A 16,766-nucleotide genomic window follows, 5' to 3' on the forward strand; every position below is an offset into this window, starting at 1 on the left:
TATTTGTAATTTTTGGAAGAGAATTATAATAATTATTTTAATATTGTAGCAAAGTAAAAAAATAGTTTGCTATTTAAAAAAAGTGGAGATATAATATCTAAATGAAAATGATAATTATTATCAGTAATGATTATAAATTAAAAATAATTATAAAAAACAACTGAATATAAAGGATGAAATGAAACATGTTACATAAGTTTGCTGTACATGCTGGCAATAATCGCTGGATACATATTAAGTTCATATGTTTCATGAGCTTAACAATTTTATGTTTAATCGGATCTATATTTTTAGCTATTGCATTCGGTGCAAAGGATATCCATTTGCAAACTGTATGGGCAGCGGTTTTTGATTATAATCCGAAAGTAACGCAGCACCAAATTATTTATGAATTAAGGCTTCCTAGGGTAATTGGCGCAGCAGTGGTAGGAGCAGCTTTTGCGGTCGCAGGGGCAGTTATGCAAGGAGTAACACGAAACCCTTTAGCTGATGCAGGTGTGCTTGGGATAAATGCAGGTGCGATGTTTGTAGTTGCACTTAGTTTTGCCTTTTTCCCGCATATGCCATATTCCTATTTAATGATTGTTTCCTTTATTGGAGCGGTTTTAAGTACAGTACTCATTTTTATTATCGGATCAGCAACATCAGGCGGATTAACACCGATGAGGTTAACGATTGCAGGGGCAGTTATGGCCGCACTTTTGCACTCGTTAAGTTCAGGTGTCGCGATTTATTATGACTTAAGTCAAGATTTAGCGTTTTGGTACGCTGGTGGTGTTGCAGGGGTTAAGTGGGAACACTTGGAATTTTTAGTTCCTATTATTCTCATAACCATTCTTTTTGCGACAGTGATAGGGCGGTCTATTTCACTCATATCAATGGGGGATGATGTTGCTACGAATTTAGGAGTAAAAACGAACCGAACGAGAATACTAGGGATGATTATAGTAGTCATTCTTGCAGGTGTATCTGTTTCAGCTGTTGGCTCTATTGGGTTTGTAGGACTAGTTATCCCGCATATTGCTAGAAAATTAGTTGGTGTGAATTATCGACTCATTATTCCTATGTCAGCATTTTTAGGAGCTATGTTATTAGTTGTAGCTGACTTAGGGGCAAGAACAGTAAACCCTCCTAAAGAACTTGCAATAGGAATTATGGTAGCTCTCGTTGGAGTTCCATTCTTCCTCTATATAGCACGTAAAGTTGGGAGGGAGCTATAAGTGAAGGATCTTTTGAACACAGATAAAAAGAGAGCCATTACTGTAACTACAATTTTTGGTTGTATGAGTATCGCTGTCATTTTAATTAGTTTAAATACAGGGACACTAAGCATTGCACCGTTCAAAGTAATTCAAACGCTTTTCGGTTATGGTGATTTTGAAAGCGAGACCGTGCTATACGATTATCGTATGCCAAGAATTATAATCACGATGTTAGCTGGTATTGGCCTTGGTATTTCCGGTGCGATTTTGCAAGGGTTATCACGTAATGCACTTGCAGACCCTGGTATTTTAGGATTACATGCAGGTGCATCTTTTGGGTTAATTATATTCGTTACTTTCTTTCATTCTATTAATGAGAATGCATCGATTTTAATACCGTTATTTACATTTGGTGGGGGAGTACTAGCTGCGTTTTTAATTATTATGCTTGCGAGTGATCGATCAAAAGGCTTACTTCCTATTAGACTCATTCTCGTTGGTATTGCTGTTTCAGCTGGCTTTAGTGCGATTTCGTTATTTTTCTCCCTCAAGTTAAATGATGAGACATATACATTCGCTTCTAGATGGTTAGTTGGTAACGTGTGGGGAAGGGATTGGATTCATGTCCTAGCATTATTACCTTGGATTTTCATACTAACCCCGTATGCATGGCTAAAATCTAAAACGTTAAATGCATTGTCACTAGGTGATAGTGTGGCAGCAGGACTTGGTGTTTCTGTTCAAAAAGAACGGTTACTTCTTTTAGCTACAGCGGTTGGATTATCTTGCGCAAGTGTATCGATGGCAGGGGGGATTGGGTTTATCGGTTTAGTTGCTCCGCATATTGCAAGAAAGTTAGTAGGTACTACCTATCAACATTTCCTTCCACTAGCTGGCATTATCGGAATGATTATTTTAGTGCTAGCAGATACGATAGGTCGTTCTATATTCGAGCCAAATTCTATTCCAGCTGGTGTAGTAGTGGCAGCTTTAGGAGCACCGTATTTTCTTTATTTACTTACAAAAACAAAATAAATACTTCAAAGAGGAGAACATATGAAAAAGAAACTTACTATTTTATTTAGCATCATGTGTATTTTAGTATTAGCAGCATGTGGCCAAACGAAATCTACTGAAGAGGCAACGAAAAAAACTGAAAAAAGTAATGATCCGAAAATCGCTTCTATGTCCATTCACTTAACGAATAATTTATTGGCATTAGGAATTACACCTGTAGGCTCTGTTATTGGTGGAGATTTAAAAGATTTCTTACCGCATGCAAAAGAGCAGTTGAAAGATACGAAGAAACTTGGTGTTGTAACGGATCCGAATATGGAAGCATTACTTCAATTGAAGCCAACTGACATTTATGTGGATGAAAAATACGCGGGCAAAGATTTAGCGAAATACGAAAAAATTGCAAAAACACATTCTTTCAATTTAGATGAAGGTACGTGGAGAGATCAGTTAAAACAAGTTGGTAAACTTGTAAACCGTGAGAAAGAAGCGGATACATATATTCAAGATTACGAAGAGCAATCAAAACGAGTAAGAAGTTTAATAGATAAAGAATTAGGTAATAACGAAAAAGTAATGGCAATTCGTGTTACTGCAAAAGAATTACGTGTATTTAGTACGAAAAGACCGATGGGACCAATTTTATTCCAAGACTTAGGATTACAACCTGCAAACGGTGTAGAGAAAATTGATGGAAACCGTCCTTTCGAAGTCATTTCACAAGAAGTATTACCTGACTTTGATGCAGATGCTATTTTCGTTGTTGTAAACAGAGATGATAAGGCAAAAGCTGCATTTAAACAACTTCAAGAAACACCAATTTGGAAAGACTTAAAAGCAGTTAAAGGTAAGCACGTATACATTATTAATGACCAACCATGGCTTGACTATTCTGCTTTAGGTAACAAAATGGCAATGGATGAAGCAGAGAAAATGTTTACGAAATAATATCGATTCGTAGTTAGGAAGATCCTCTAAATTTTGAGGGTCTTTTTTATTGATAGAATAAATGAAAAAATATACAATAAATGTAATTTAATGTAGAGGAGATGTGCCAATGTCAGCGCTTATTGTAAGTATCCCGTGTATAAAGCAGTTTATAGAATAAGGGGATAAATAGGCTAGAATAATTGTCCCTGCTATTTAATAAGGGGGAGTTTGAAATGACAATGAATCTTTTTCAAAATAAAACGATTAAATTATCAGCTATTAGAGAAGTAGATGCTGAAGTAATGGCTATGTGGCAAGAAGATAGTGAGTATGTAAGAAATGTAGATACAGATGTAGCATTCCCGCAATCGATACAAGAAATAGCAAGTGATGGGCTATTAAAAGGACGGAGATCAAATAGTGTTTCTTTCATGTTAAGGACAGTTCAGGATGATCGCTTAATTGGTTTTGTTGCAATTCATGGCATAGAGTGGAATAACAGAGCGGGTTTATTAGCAATAGGAATAGGAGATATAAATGATAGAGGGAAGGGATATGGAAGGGAAACAATACACCTTATTCTAAAGTATGCTTTCTATGAATTGAATTTACACCGCGTCGGTCTGGATGTTATTTCCTATAATAAAGCTGCTATTGAGTTGTATAAAAAAATGGGTTTTCAGATAGAAGGCTGTATGAGAGAAGCAGTGCAAAGAGATGGGAATTGTTTTGATCGTATCATTATGGGGATATTGTGGGGGGAATGGATGGAGCTGCAAAAATAAAAGTGATGATATGAATAATGGACTAAAAAGGAAAACTAGGTAGGTGCTAGTTTTCCTTTTTTATTTTTAGTACTAGTTATATGTTCTTCTAAATAGTTTGTATCCTGCGAATAAAAGAGTACAGCCTAAGACAAATGTTAACATAATCCCATTTGAAAGATTAATAGAAGGATTAAAAACTAAAGTCGCTGTTTCGCCAGTTAGAACACTGTGAATATTCACGTAAGTAAATGGGTTGTAAGGAGAAGAGAAACTCTTCATTCCGATAAAAGTTATAATACCTACAAGAGACGTTGTAATACTTAGGCTTTTGAGTAAAAGTGATGAAATGTAGTAAAAAGAATATAGAAAAAATGTGAGTACAACAGTTAGTAATAATACTTGTCCAAAGTAATTTTTCAAAGTGATAAAGTGAAATTGATCTTTAATGGGATTTAAACTATTATACTCACTGCCAAATGGATTAGGTTCTGATCCTTCGTATACAAGGACTGGATAATCAAAATTTCCTATTCCTTTCGTGAAATAGCTACATAACAAAGGAATGAGTAGCATTAGTAAAACGAAAACAAGTGTAGAAAGAAAGCCACTAAAATACTTTATTATAAATAATGATTTTCGTTTAATAGGCAAAGTATAGTAAAAGTGCAAACCACGCTTCTTATTATTCATTTCAGAAGAGATATTGTTTCCAAAAATAAAGCATCCCAATAAAATGAGTACTGGTATATAGTAGTACTGGATTATTTGATATAAAAATAAAGAGCCAGTTGTGCCATAACGCATCGTGCTCTTTTTCCAATCTTCTAAGGCACTACCTGTAAATAGATAGGGGGTATAAATGGTGTTTTGAATGAATGGTTCAGCTTTATTTTTTTTCAGTAATACTAATTCTTCCAACGTTGCCCGTGCTGTAAATAAGGAAATATATTGTTTCTCAATTGCGTGAGGGAAAGAGTTAGAGCCTTTTGAGCTCTTAAACATAAATTGTAATTCATTTATATTTTCTTCGTATATTGCTTGCCAATTACCTTGAGAATAGTTCGCGATCCATTTGTTCTTCTTGGAAAGAGATTGCTGATATTCTTGAATAGCTAATTTACTTTCTGTGATTTTTTCAACATCGCCATTCTGTTCAGCTTCAATCTTTTGTAGTTCTAGTTCTTTTAAAGCCTGTTGTGAAATGTTAACGCTATATTGTGCAAATGATAAATTTCCACGCTGGATATCTTTCGCGACAGAATAATTTAAGAAATATAAACTACTAACGAAAAGAATAGAAGTTAATACTGCAATCCAGGTTGTTTTTTTCTTGAAATATTTTTTGAATTCAAATTGGAAGAATTGTTTCATATTACACACCCCGCTTTCGATTCATGCATATGGCACATAGTAAGAGCAAAAGTGTACTTCCAATTAACACCACTGCACCTAATGGGTAATATTTATTATTATCTAAAATGATGCGATCTATTTGTTGATAGGAAAGGGGTGATAGAAACGGATTAAAGCTGATTTTTGATAAAATGAAACCACTGCTCAAAATAATAGAGAGAATTAAATATGTAACAAGAGTATTTCTTATCCAAAATCCAATGAGCACTAATAAGGGAATAGCTACAGTGGAATAACATAGACTGTAGGTGAGAGCTGTTTTTAAGTATGTGCCTGTACTAATAATAGTTTCTGTTTTTGTGAAAAGCGGGTAATTAAAAATATTACCGGTAGATTTTCCGAATATTGTTGGTAGCATATAAGATAGTGAAAATACTAGTAAAATCCATAGGAGACTAACAATAAGTAAACTGAAAAATTTTATTAAGATATAGTGAGTACGAGAAATGGGTAAAGTATAGGCTAGCTTAATCGTATGGTCTTCAAATTCTTTCGTAATGACTGTACCTAGTAAGAGTAGTAAAATAAGGAATCCTGGGGCATTGAGTAGTAGTGAAATTACTTTTTTCATAAATAGAGATGGTTGAATGGAAAGGTCAAGGTCTTCTTTTGGTAAACCTTGTTGTAATAAGTTTTCATTCAGTTGAATTGCTTTTTTCATATCTTTTTCGCTAGCGGAGAAACTTCCTTCTACTTGTTGATAGCGCATAGCTAAGTCATAAACTTTCATTTCAGTCTGTAATTCATTTTTCCACTTGTTATCTTTTACTTCTTGAATAAGTTGATTCAAATTTTTTAATAGCGGAAGTCCAATTTCTAATCGAGATTCGATTTTTGCGTTAGGTCCTTTTTTTAATGTATCTTGATCTCCTGTAACTTGATTAGAAACTTCTGTTTCATATTTAGAAAATAATTCAATTTTTTTCATTTGGACTATGTCTTGTTTTAGTGCATTATGAAGAAATAATCCGCAGATGATTAGCATAGTAGCAGTGATTAAAGTAAAGAGAATGTTAGAGTAGAGCATTTTTTTAGTTCGAATAGAAATATTTTCATGTCGTATCACCACATACATTAAATAGTTCTTCATATCTTTTTTCAGAACCGATAACTTCTTTTTGGATATCAATAATATTAATGTTATGAGAATAAAATAGATTAATAAGGTCTTGGATGGTGTGGTGTTCTAATTGGATTCGAAGGCTTTTCTTAGTTAACACTGCTTGTACGTTTTCTTGTAATAAAACGTGTTGTGCATGTTTTAAATTTGAAAATAAGAAGTGATAATGAATTTTTTCGTACTTTGTCATATCCTCTTCTATTAATTTGCCGTCTTTTAAAAAAAGAATCTTCTTTGTAACACGGTCAATTTCTGACAAATTATGAGAAGAAAGAATGATTGTTGTACCTTCTTCTACTAAGCGTAATAAAATGTTTCTCATCAGTATCGCACTAGTTGGATCCAAACCATTCAGAGGTTCATCAAGGAACATAAGCTTTGGTTTATTTAAGATTGCCATCGCTAAGAGAAGGTGTTGTTTCATACCTAAGGAGTAATCTTTGACTTTCCTCTTCGCATAACTTTCCATTCCTACATATTTTACAACTTCATTCATGCGTTCTTTTAAAAGTTTTTGCACATCACAAATGAATGTAAGATGGTCGTAGCCATTTAAATAGTCATATAGTACAGAATTGTCCTGTAAAAAAGAAACGTCTGTAAACACAGAAACATCTTTGTTAGATTTCCCCATCAATTCAATATTTCCAGATGTAGCTGGCAAAAGGTTGGTAACTACATTTAAAAAAGTAGTTTTACCAACACCGTTAGGACCTACTAAAGCCCAAATTCCTGGGGAGTTGATGGTGAGGTTAATGCCATCTAATATTTTTTTATGTTTGTAACTTTTTGATAAATTATTGATAGATAGAATAGTCAACTAGAATTCCTCCTTTTTAATAAATTGGTATAAAATGTAATTATGCAATTAATTATAACTGAAAATTCAGATTTATAAAGAGGTATAGATATAAATTTAAGCTTTTTCTAAATCTCATTCTGAAATCTATTATATGAATAAATTAGAAATGAGACTGTGAAGAAAGGAAAAAGAGCACTTGTTGGAGAATTTTTACAATGTGTTGATTAGAGAAAAAGGAGTTATGCAAAATGAATTTAGAAAAAGCAAAACCAGTAAATGAAGAAGTCGCTGAATTAAAGGAACTAATTAAAGAATTGCACGGAAGTGTACATCAACTGCAAAGTGAAGTACAGCAACTAAGGCATGAAAGACCAGTTGTAGAAGTAAGGAAAGGTGTTCAACTATCGCCAACAATCGTTGGACAAATTGGTGGTATGATTTTAGGTGGATTAGCAATTATCGGTATATTTTGGTGATGACAAAAGGTATGCAATTTAGAGCTGCATACCTTTTTCTTTGTCGTTATTTATCGGTAAGTCGATATTCTCTGTCGAATCGTCGATATAATTTCACGCACTTCAACTTTTACATTAAATAACGTAGATAAATATAAGCGTGTGATAATAGTAATGCAATGATTGTTAACGGTAAACCAATTTTTAAGAAGTCCATATAGGAGAAAGCATGTCCTTCACGTTTTGCAATACCAGCAACGACTACATTTGCGGATGCTCCGATTAATGTTCCGTTTCCTCCTAAGCAAGCTCCAAGTGATAACGCCCACCATAGTACTTCGATTTGCGGAGAATCGACAGATAATCCGAGTCCTGTAGCTAAATCTTGAATAAGCGGGATCATCGTTGCGACAAAGGGGATATTGTCAATTGTCGCAGATGCGATGCCTGATACCCACAAGATAAGTATCGCAGCGAAACCGATATCGCCATTTGTTACGTCGAGTACTTCTTTTGCGAGTGAAGAAATAAGTCCGATATCAATTAACCCGCCAACGAGAACGAATAGTCCGGCGAAGAAGAAAATGGTTACCCATTCAACGTGGGCAAATACATCTTCAATATCATGTTCCTTTACTCCAATTAGCATAAGAAGTGTAGCGCCTGTCATCGCGACAACGGCAGCGTCTACATGAATAACCGAATGAAGGATAAAGCCTAAAATAGTTAGTCCCAAAATCGTGATCGATTTTAAAAGGAGGCTTTGATCTTTAATATAATCTTTTTCGTTTAATACCATAAGTTTTTCGATTTGCTCAGGTGTTGTTTTTAGTTTATTGCGATACATAAAGTAAATAATGCCAAGTGTAACGATAGAAATAATAATTACGATTGGAGCTAAGTTCAGTAAAAAGGCATTAAAATCTAAATGCTTATTTGCTGATCCAATCATAATGTTCGGTGGGTCACCAATTAATGTTGCTGTTCCGCCTATATTTGAAAATAGCACTTCTGAAATCAAATAAGGAACAGGGTTTACTTTTAAAATACGTGTAATGGACAGTGTAACAGGAACGATTAGTAAAACGGTTGTTACGTTGTCCAAAAAGGCAGAACCGACAGCGGTTAATAGGGATAGTAATAATAAAATGCGGATTGGTTTTCCGCCAGCTGCTTTTGCCGCTTTAATGGCCACAAATTCAAATACGCCGGATTGACTCGTAATATGTACGAGAATCATCATCCCAATTAAAAGGGTGATTGTTTCCCATTGAATATGTGATGTGAAAGCGGTATGTAAATCTACAACTCCAAAAATAATCATAATAGCAGCGCCGAATAGTGCAATTACAGCACGATTCAATTTCTCAGAAATAATAAATCCGTAAGTGATTAAAAATACGGCAATTGCAAAATAATATTGCCAATTTGCTACTTCATGTGCTGATTGTTCCAATCATGTCACCTTCTTTAAAGTATGTATTCAATTGTCGAAATGTATCTCGCTGCATAAATACGGGATAAAATATATTGTAGCAAATTCAAAAAAGAAAGAAAACTATTTAACAAAGTGAAGGAAAAAATATGATTTTTACATATCATATAAAAAAATAAAGAAACACAGTGCAAATTATTAGGAAAAGTGGGCGTTGTCCTCTAATATAGAGATAGCAATTTACATTATTTTTGCGTAAAATGGTTTAAAGAGGTGAATTCCGATGGAAATAGTAAAAGATAGTTCTCTTATTCAAAATGAAATTGAACGTTTTGTAAATAAAGATGTATATATTCATTTAGAAACAACGAACGGAGCGTATGCATCCCACATAAATGAAAAGATGATGACAGTTGGTGCTTTCATTCGAAATGCAATTATCCGTTTTGAACGCGGGAAGATAACTGGAACAAATCCATACCGAGTTGGTTTAAAAATGGATCATGGCTGGGTATATGCAGAAGGTATTACGCACTGGGAGGTAGACGATCAAGAGCGTTTATTACTAGCTGGACATGATAATTTAGGTCGCCTAGCAGTTGCACTTGAATTAAGCTTAACACCATTTAAGTAAGAAGGAGGGAAACTTATGGAGAGACATGTACTTGTTGTATTTCCGCATCCAGATGATGAAGCATATGCTGCGGGAGGAACAATTCGCTTATTAACAGATCAAGGAGTACCTGTAACATATGCATGTGGTACTTTAGGACAAATGGGACGTAACATGGGTAAGAACGTATTCGCTAACCGTGAAACGATTCCAAATATCCGCGAGAAAGAATTGAAAGATGCTTGTGAAGCGATGGGAATTCAAGATTTAAGAATGCTTGGCTTCCATGATAAAACGTTAGAGTTTGAAGATGTTGATTTCGTTGCTGACAAAATTGAAGCAATCATTCAAGAAGTAAATCCATCTCGAATTATTACATTTTACCCAGAACACGGCGTACATCCAGATCATGATGCATTTGGCCGCGCTGTCGTTCGCGCTGTATCACGTATGCCAAAAGAAGAGCGCCCAGTTATTCATGCTGTTGCGATTACGAAAAATCGTGAGGCAATATTAGGAGAACCGGATGTTGTAAATAATATTAGTGAAGTATTTGATCATAAATTAACTGCACTAGGTGCGCACCGTTCACAAACAGAAGCAATGCTTGAAGACACGCATGCAAAAATCAAAAACAAAGATGCAGCAACATTAAAATGGCTGCAACTTGAACAATTTTGGACTTATAAATGGGAGTAGGCTAGAAGGGAACCTTCTAGTAGCTCTTACATAGAAAAAAGCACCGTCATTTGTGACGGTGCTTTTTCTTGTTGAAGACTATATATTCCTTAGAGATGTGCTTTGAAATTTTTTCATTAACGTGCAGTATAGCCTCCGTCAACAAGAAGTGTTGTACCATTAACAAAACTAGCATCATCACTTGCTAAAAATAAGACAGCTTTAGCTACTTCTTCTGGTGTTCCAAGTCGGCCTTGTGGATGAAGGGAAGCTAAATATTCTTTCTGTTGAGGATTAACACTACTAAGCAACGGGGTATCAATATACCCAGGGCACACCGCATTAATACGTATTCCATATTTAGCGTAGGCAGTACATAAATTTTGAGTTAATAGTTTCACACCACCTTTTGCAGAGGAGTATGCTGTTGGGGTAGGTAATGAAACAAAACTATGAATCGAACCAGCATTAACGATGACACCGCCTGTACCTTGTTTAAGAAATTGTTCAATCGAATATTTATCAGAAAGGAATACCCCAGACAAGTTAATATCAATGGTTTTCTTCCATTTTTCATAGGACAATTCGTTTGCCGGTGCATCATCAGCAACGCCAGCATTTGCATACATAATATCTAATTTACCGTATTTACTTACTGTCTCATGGATTAGCTGTTTAATATCTGCCTCTACTGTTACATCAGTTTTAATAAATAATGTATCATATCCATTTGCGTTCAATTCATCTGATAGGTCTTTCCCACGTTCAGAAAAGTCAGCGATAACCACTTTTGCACCTTCTTCAATAAAAAGACGAACGGTGGATTCGCCAATCCCGCTTGCACCACCAGTTATGATTGCTACTTTGTCTTTTAATTTCATATAAACCTCTCCATTCATTAATGAATTTAATTCGAATTTTTTGAGCTGGTTATGCCACTATTAACCTTAAATGATAAGTAGATAGAAGAAAAAAATAGCGTTTACTTAATTGTGAGAGTACTAATTTTTTCTTTATTTACTTACTTTCTTTCTTTTTACACTTAATCCTTTTAGAACTGATATTTAGTAATAGTGAATGAGAAGCGTATATTTTGAATTATTTAATACAATGATATATATTTATATTAATTTAATGATTTTAGTTTGTTAAAAATGGGGAAATCGATATGAAGATTAAATTTTCTGTAATAAAAGATGAAAATTTTGATTTTAGTCTATTAGAAACAAAATTATTGAAAACCTTTAAAGAAGTGGATAGTAAAGCTGATATTGTAAAAGTTGAGGATGAAATTATTGAAAACAATGCCATTCAAACACATTTAGTGGAAATTAGCATTAATGTTAATGGAAAAAATATCGGATATAGATCTGCTTCAGCTAGTATATTTCTTGTGCTAGAGAGTTTATCAATACAGCTATTTCATATTAATATTAGTATACGTTAAATAGCTAAAAAAGCTGATTTATAAGAAGAGAATACTGACTATTTTGAGATGTAAATATGAGAATTGTGATTTAAATAATAGTAATTATCGTAGGTGCTACCACATGTTGGATTGCGCCTTGTTTGTTATTAAAAAATAAAAAAGCCTTTACATATGCTACAGGTCAGGTCTTTTTGAAACGGCATATAAAGAGTACTCAGAATACATTTTTAAAGTGAAATAATGAGATTTTCTTTCATACCATATATTATCTAAACGATGGTTTATATATATGAGAATGGAGACGTGTAAGTAATTCAATTAGATTGTACAAATAACTTGGTGTTCGGATATACGGAATGTATTCACAGGTAAGAGGGTTGTCTCATAATATATATAGATTTTTCTATTAAGATGAACAAAGGGTGTGAATATATGGAAGATGTTTACGCTAAAATTGACAGTCTCAAAGCGGAGCAAAAAGAAATTATGAGAGATATTCGTAATTTAGAAACGCGTACCACTATTAATGAGAAAGACATAGCAACAATTAATAAGCAATTAGAAAAAATAAGTACAAACACAACTTGGATTTTACGAATTATTATTAGTGCGATAGTAATGTCAGTTTTAGGGTTGATATTAAAAGGGATGATTTAATCTTGTGAAACAGGGCGATATAAAAGAAAGAGGGGAGCTCCCCCTTTCTTTTATGTAAATGAGAAGCTATAAATTTTCCGTTTCTTTTTCATCTGCATACTTTTCCTCTAAGGCAATTAATAGAGGAATTGATATAGTTACAAGAATGATTAAAGTGGTTATAAAAGATTTAGAAAGAGAAAAAGAACCTTCGATTAAAGGTGATAAAAACTTGAATGAAAGTATACTAGTTATTAAGGAAACTACTAAAAAGCTAAAAAGAGACACATTTTTATTTTTGATAGATGTTTCTATAAAATCTTTAAGACAGCTTATGACGACAAATATAGTTAATATAATAAGAGAAATAAAATAATGTGTTACATTTGTCATACTAATAGTAGGATCGTCTATTATGTAAGCAAGTAACTTAGATACTAACATACCTCCAAATAATAAAATAATAAAAGCAAGTAATCCTTCCGATGTATAAGTGCTGAAATTATCTTTCTTGTTAAAGAGTTTATAATTCAGAGTAGATTGGCTTATTTGAATTAGGAATAGGGTAATAATCCACACATAATATACAATTGGTAATTCTCCTGAGAATAGCGCAATCAGGAAATTTAGTACTGTCTTTAAAATTTCAATCATTACGAAAGGCCTCCTGTTTGTAAGCTTTGTGAAATTAGAAATATGCTAGTCTATCGTTTAATAATTAGAACTATCAATTCAAACTATTCCTAATTATTCCATAAAAAGGTGGTAGCATCAAGTTATCTTTTTAACAAATACTCTAAGGCCTAGCACTAGAAAAAGAAACGCAATATGTAATATAATTGAAAAAGTATATTTAAAAAATCAATGTTAATATTACCCTCCTATAAGTATTAACATACGTAATTGAGGTGTTTTCTTTGTTGTTTTATGATCGAATTTCTATAATGGCCCCTCCTGTTCCGTAGCTTAGGAAAGTCTTTTTATTTCTGAGATTTTCAAAGTTATAGGAGGGTATGAAAAATGAAAAAAGTCTCAGTACCATCACTTTTGTTAATGATTATTCTTGTGGCATTTCCGCAAATTAGTGAAACGATTTACACACCGTCTTTACCTGACATTTCACAGGCGCTACATGTAAGTAATAATGAGGTACAGTTAACTCTTAGTGTGTATTTCGCTGGATTTGCTTTAGGTGTATTTTTTATTGGATGGTTATCAGATATAGTTGGTCGTCGCCCGGCAATGTTATTTGGAATTGTCGTATATGGTGTTGGGAGTTTCTTATGCTTTATTGCAAATTCCATTGAAGTTTTATTGTTAAGTCGTTTTATTCAAGCGTTTGGAGCAAGTGCTGGCTCTGTTGTGACACAAACGATTCTTCGTGAAAGTGTAGAAGGGCATAAACGCCATGTTATGTTTGCTCAAATTTCGGCAGTCATTGCTTTTACACCAGCGATAGGACCGTTAATTGGTGGCTTTCTTGATCAAATGTTTGGATTTGAAATCGTATTTTTAAGTTTAGTAGTTATGAGTATCGGGATTTTTCTGTATACGTTTGTTTCTCTTCCGGAAACAAAGACGGACTCAGTAACGAATAAAATAAATGTCTTTTCAGTTTTGAAGAGGTTAATTACAAATCCGAAAGTAGTAACATATGGGTTATTAATTGGAGGAGCGAATGGTGTTTTATTTAGCTATTATGCAGAAGCACCGTTTATCTTTATTGAATACTTTCGGTTATCACCTAGTATGTATGGATTTTTAGGGATTGTTGTTGCTTCTGCTTCTATTATTGGAGCGAAAGTTTCAAAACGATTGCTTGCCACGTATAAACCAGAGAAAATTATATATATTGGTTGTCTTGTAATGACAGGGGGAGCTATCCTTTTATCTGTTATTACGTTTGTTGGATCAAATCCAAACGTAATATATATGATTGGATTTTTAATAGCGATGTTTATATTGCTATTAGGAATTGGGGTGGCGTTACCTAACTGTTTAAGTTTAGCATTAGTAGATTTTCAAGATGTTATTGGTACAGCCGGAGCATTGTTTAGCTTAGGCTACTATGTAATTGTAACGATGACAATTTGGGGAATGAGCCAGCTTCATACGGGATCGTTACTCGTGATGCCACTTTATTTTCTAGCTATAGTAGTTATCATGATGGTGTTTACTAAAGTGTTTATTTTAGGTAAACAAACTTCAAAAATGATTTAAATATGAAATGGTAAAAGAGTCTCATTTTTTAATGAGACTCTTTTATATTTTATGAAAATGATTAGTGGATATACGAACAAAAATTAAAGGTATTGTTGATAGATTTAAGTGTAATTATATTTTTCTTAAAGTAGGGGATGGAGATACAGAAGTTAGTGACTTTGTAGTTTACTAATATATTAAATTTATACGTGATGTGTTAATTGTATGTGTAAGCAATTATAGTACAAACTATAATTAGTGAAGTATATGCGGTCTGAAACCGAGGACGGAATACTCCCCTCGGTTATTTATATTGTAATAATATTCATGCCGGAATCATATTGAATAGATGTATTTTATTGTTAATTTAGTTAAAAATTAATCAGACTCATGTATAATAATCTATCGAAAAAATAATTGAACTTTTCAGATAAATGAATTAATATAAGGTAAGTAATTTTAAGATTTATAGAATATTGGAAGATGAAAGGTTTTGAGAATTTTGTAAGAGGTGAAAAAACGATTTTAGGATAGCTTTAAAGTTAGTCTAAAATGACGTTTGCTTCATCATTTTCAGGCCGAAAGGAATTAGGGGAAAGCATCTTGTTTTAAAATGCGGCTATGAATCATCTAAGAGGGGGAAATGAAGTGGCAAACAAAGAATTGAAAAGAGGCTTAGAAGCACGTCATATTCAAATGATTGCTTTAGGCGGAACGATTGGTGTTGGTTTGTTTATGGGGTCGGCCAGCACGATTAAATGGACAGGTCCGTCAGTAATGCTTGCTTATGCAATTGCAGGTGTTTTTATCTTCTTCATTATGCGTGCGATGGGTGAAATGTTGTATATGGAGCCGAGTACAGGTTCATTTGCGACGTTCGGTCATAAGTATATTCATCCGCTAGCTGGTTATATGACAGCGTGGAGTAACTGGTTCCAGTGGGTTATCGTTGGGATGTCAGAAATTATTGCGGTTGGAGCATATATGAAATATTGGTTCCCGGAATTACCAGCTTGGATACCAGGCGTAATCGCAATGGTTATTCTTGGCGCAGCTAACTTAATTTCTGTTAAGTCATTTGGTGAATTTGAATTTTGGTTTGCGATGATTAAAATCGTTACGATTCTATTAATGATTATTGCGGGATTTGGACTTATTTTCTTTGGAATTGGTAACGGCGGAGAAGCGATTGGCATATCTAATCTTTGGTCAAATGGTGGTTTCTTTACAGGTGGTTTTTCAGGATTCTTCTTTGCATTATCACTTGTAGTTGGTGCATACCAGGGGGTAGAATTAATCGGGATTACTGCTGGTGAAGCGAAGGATCCGAAGAAGACACTTACAAGAGCGATTCAAAGTACAATTTGGCGTATTTTAATATTCTATATTGGTGCTATTTTCGTTATTGTAACTGTGTATCCGTGGGATCAATTAAGTACAATTGGTAGCCCGTTCGTAGCGACTTTTGCGAAGGTTGGTATTACGGCAGCTGCGGGACTTATTAACTTCGTTGTTATTACAGCAGCAATGTCGGGTTGTAATAGTGGTATTTATAGTGCGGGTCGTATGCTTTATACGTTAGGTGTAAATGGACAAGCACCGAAGTATTTCACGAAACTTTCTGGAAATGGTGTACCTTTATTCGGTACAGTTGGTGTAATTATCGGTTTAGCGGTCGGTGTTGTTTTAAGTTATATCGCACCGAAAAACTTATTCGTATATGTATATAGCGCGAGTGTACTTCCTGGTATGGTACCATGGTTCGTCATTTTAATTAGTCAAATTAATTTTAGAAAAGAAAAAGGGGCAGAGATGAAAGATCATCCGTTCAAAATGCCATTTGCTCCTGTTACAAACTATTTAACAATTGCCTTTTTAATTATGGTATTAATCGGAATGTGGTTTAACGATGACACGCGTATTTCACTAGTTGTAGGTATTATTTTCTTAGCTATCGTAACAATTAGCTTCTATGCTTTCGGAATAGGAAAACGACCTCCGTTAGATGTTCAAAATGATCAAGAGATTTCCAGTAAATAAAGATAGTAAAAAGTCCGATTTCTCATA

General features: G+C 34.0%; 17 protein-coding genes. 11 read left to right on the plus strand and 6 right to left on the minus strand.

From position 1 onward, the window contains the following. Positions 1 to 185 precede the first annotated feature (185 nt). The 4 genes from KVT31_RS16200 to KVT31_RS16215 all read left to right on the plus strand — a co-directional run bounded on the left by KVT31_RS16200 (position 186) and on the right by KVT31_RS16215 (position 3,934). Entirely contained in the window at positions 186 to 1,220 is a 1,035-nt protein-coding gene (locus tag KVT31_RS16200; protein ID WP_088097177.1) for a FecCD family ABC transporter permease, read from the plus strand. Further along, the gene (locus KVT31_RS16205; protein WP_088097176.1) at positions 1,221 to 2,237 is read left to right on the plus strand and encodes a FecCD family ABC transporter permease; all 1,017 of its coding nucleotides are present in this window, start codon (positions 1,221 to 1,223) and stop codon (positions 2,235 to 2,237) included. It abuts the gene before it with no gap. Positions 2,238 to 2,258: 21 nt separating this feature from the next. Beyond that, positions 2,259 to 3,167: an iron-hydroxamate ABC transporter substrate-binding protein gene (locus tag KVT31_RS16210; RefSeq protein ID WP_088097175.1), complete on the plus strand. Its 909-nt coding sequence runs from the start codon at positions 2,259 to 2,261 to the stop codon at positions 3,165 to 3,167. Between the two features lie 215 nt (positions 3,168 to 3,382). Then, a complete protein-coding gene (locus KVT31_RS16215) occupies positions 3,383 to 3,934 on the plus strand; it encodes a GNAT family N-acetyltransferase (protein ID WP_088097174.1) in 552 nt (183 codons plus the stop codon). 72 nt (positions 3,935 to 4,006) lie between these two features. Here KVT31_RS16215 and KVT31_RS16220 read toward each other — a convergent pair whose 3' ends face one another. From KVT31_RS16220 to KVT31_RS16230, 3 genes are read right to left on the minus strand one after another with little or no spacing between them, the layout of a single operon-like run. Beyond that, positions 4,007 to 5,287, minus strand: coding sequence for an ABC transporter permease subunit (locus KVT31_RS16220; protein ID WP_170930147.1), 1,281 nt, complete (start codon positions 5,285 to 5,287; stop codon positions 4,007 to 4,009). A 1-nt stretch (position 5,288) separates the two neighbouring features. Then, positions 5,289 to 6,404 (minus strand): ABC transporter permease subunit, encoded by a 1,116-nt coding sequence (locus KVT31_RS16225; RefSeq protein WP_308162474.1) that lies wholly within the window; start codon positions 6,402 to 6,404, stop codon positions 5,289 to 5,291. After that, positions 6,382 to 7,269: an ABC transporter ATP-binding protein gene (locus tag KVT31_RS16230; protein ID WP_088097173.1), complete on the minus strand. Its 888-nt coding sequence runs from the start codon at positions 7,267 to 7,269 to the stop codon at positions 6,382 to 6,384. The genes KVT31_RS16225 and KVT31_RS16230 overlap by 23 nt, the downstream gene beginning before the upstream one ends. 230 nt (positions 7,270 to 7,499) lie before the next feature. On the opposite strand from KVT31_RS16230, the gene KVT31_RS16235 reads away from it, so the two are divergent. Continuing rightward, positions 7,500 to 7,727 carry a coiled-coil domain-containing protein gene (locus tag KVT31_RS16235; protein ID WP_001047304.1) on the plus strand — a complete coding sequence of 76 codons (228 nt, stop codon included), beginning with the start codon at positions 7,500 to 7,502 and terminating at the stop codon, positions 7,725 to 7,727. A gap of 109 nt (positions 7,728 to 7,836) precedes the next feature. Here KVT31_RS16235 and KVT31_RS16240 read toward each other — a convergent pair whose 3' ends face one another. Further along, positions 7,837 to 9,162, minus strand: coding sequence for an ArsB/NhaD family transporter (locus tag KVT31_RS16240; protein ID WP_088029411.1), 1,326 nt, complete (start codon positions 9,160 to 9,162; stop codon positions 7,837 to 7,839). Positions 9,163 to 9,424: 262 nt separating this feature from the next. Between KVT31_RS16240 and KVT31_RS16245 the strand changes: the two genes are divergently transcribed. Together KVT31_RS16245 and bshB2 are read left to right on the plus strand one after the other, a co-directional pair. Continuing rightward, positions 9,425 to 9,775: a YojF family protein gene (locus KVT31_RS16245; protein ID WP_000407045.1), complete on the plus strand. Its 351-nt coding sequence runs from the start codon at positions 9,425 to 9,427 to the stop codon at positions 9,773 to 9,775. A gap of 15 nt (positions 9,776 to 9,790) precedes the next feature. Beyond that, positions 9,791 to 10,453 carry a bacillithiol biosynthesis deacetylase BshB2 gene (bshB2, locus tag KVT31_RS16250; RefSeq protein WP_088097172.1) on the plus strand — a complete coding sequence of 221 codons (663 nt, stop codon included), beginning with the start codon at positions 9,791 to 9,793 and terminating at the stop codon, positions 10,451 to 10,453. A 116-nt stretch (positions 10,454 to 10,569) separates the two neighbouring features. Here the strand turns inward: bshB2 and KVT31_RS16255 are convergent, their stop codons facing one another. Beyond that, on the minus strand, positions 10,570 to 11,313 hold the full coding sequence (locus tag KVT31_RS16255; protein ID WP_088097171.1) for an SDR family NAD(P)-dependent oxidoreductase: 744 nt from the start codon (positions 11,311 to 11,313) through the stop codon (positions 10,570 to 10,572). 287 nt (positions 11,314 to 11,600) lie between these two features. Between KVT31_RS16255 and KVT31_RS16260 the strand changes: the two genes are divergently transcribed. After that, entirely contained in the window at positions 11,601 to 11,879 is a 279-nt protein-coding gene (locus tag KVT31_RS16260) for a hypothetical protein (protein WP_088097170.1), read from the plus strand. Positions 11,880 to 12,293: 414 nt separating this feature from the next. Next, on the plus strand, positions 12,294 to 12,518 hold the full coding sequence (locus KVT31_RS16265) for a hemolysin XhlA family protein (protein WP_000390463.1): 225 nt from the start codon (positions 12,294 to 12,296) through the stop codon (positions 12,516 to 12,518). Between the two features lie 66 nt (positions 12,519 to 12,584). Here the strand turns inward: KVT31_RS16265 and KVT31_RS16270 are convergent, their stop codons facing one another. Further along, entirely contained in the window at positions 12,585 to 13,151 is a 567-nt protein-coding gene (locus KVT31_RS16270) for a DUF5823 family protein (protein ID WP_088097169.1), read from the minus strand. 366 nt (positions 13,152 to 13,517) lie between these two features. Here KVT31_RS16270 and KVT31_RS16275 point away from each other — a divergent pair, with 366 nt between their 5' ends. Both KVT31_RS16275 and KVT31_RS16280 read left to right on the plus strand, forming a co-directional pair. Then, complete coding sequence (locus tag KVT31_RS16275) at positions 13,518 to 14,717, plus strand: multidrug effflux MFS transporter (protein ID WP_088097168.1); 1,200 nt, start codon at positions 13,518 to 13,520, stop codon at positions 14,715 to 14,717. 630 nt (positions 14,718 to 15,347) lie between these two features. Then, complete coding sequence (locus KVT31_RS16280) at positions 15,348 to 16,739, plus strand: amino acid permease (RefSeq protein ID WP_140392510.1); 1,392 nt, start codon at positions 15,348 to 15,350, stop codon at positions 16,737 to 16,739. Positions 16,740 to 16,766: the final 27 nt, after the last annotated feature.

Source organism: Bacillus sp. GbtcB14 (assembly GCF_019091205.1).
GTDB classification, from domain to species: Bacteria; Bacillota; Bacilli; order Bacillales; family Bacillaceae_G; genus Bacillus_A; species Bacillus_A cereus_AG.

Coding starts and splice junctions, on each gene's coding strand:
- KVT31_RS16200 (WP_088097177.1), top strand. CDS start 186: ATGTTACATAAGTTTGCTGTACATGCTGGCAATAATCGCTGGATACAT.
- KVT31_RS16210 (WP_088097175.1), top strand. CDS start 2,259: ATGAAAAAGAAACTTACTATTTTATTTAGCATCATGTGTATTTTAGTA.
- KVT31_RS16215 (WP_088097174.1), top strand. CDS start 3,383: ATGACAATGAATCTTTTTCAAAATAAAACGATTAAATTATCAGCTATT.
- KVT31_RS16220 (WP_170930147.1), bottom strand. CDS start 5,287: ATGAAACAATTCTTCCAATTTGAATTCAAAAAATATTTCAAGAAAAAA.
- KVT31_RS16225 (WP_308162474.1), bottom strand. CDS start 6,404: ATGTATGTGGTGATACGACATGAAAATATTTCTATTCGAACTAAAAAA.
- KVT31_RS16235 (WP_001047304.1), top strand. CDS start 7,500: ATGAATTTAGAAAAAGCAAAACCAGTAAATGAAGAAGTCGCTGAATTA.
- KVT31_RS16245 (WP_000407045.1), top strand. CDS start 9,425: ATGGAAATAGTAAAAGATAGTTCTCTTATTCAAAATGAAATTGAACGT.
- bshB2 (WP_088097172.1), top strand. CDS start 9,791: ATGGAGAGACATGTACTTGTTGTATTTCCGCATCCAGATGATGAAGCA.
- KVT31_RS16255 (WP_088097171.1), bottom strand. CDS start 11,313: ATGAAATTAAAAGACAAAGTAGCAATCATAACTGGTGGTGCAAGCGGG.
- KVT31_RS16260 (WP_088097170.1), top strand. CDS start 11,601: ATGAAGATTAAATTTTCTGTAATAAAAGATGAAAATTTTGATTTTAGT.
- KVT31_RS16265 (WP_000390463.1), top strand. CDS start 12,294: ATGGAAGATGTTTACGCTAAAATTGACAGTCTCAAAGCGGAGCAAAAA.
- KVT31_RS16270 (WP_088097169.1), bottom strand. CDS start 13,151: ATGATTGAAATTTTAAAGACAGTACTAAATTTCCTGATTGCGCTATTC.
- KVT31_RS16275 (WP_088097168.1), top strand. CDS start 13,518: ATGAAAAAAGTCTCAGTACCATCACTTTTGTTAATGATTATTCTTGTG.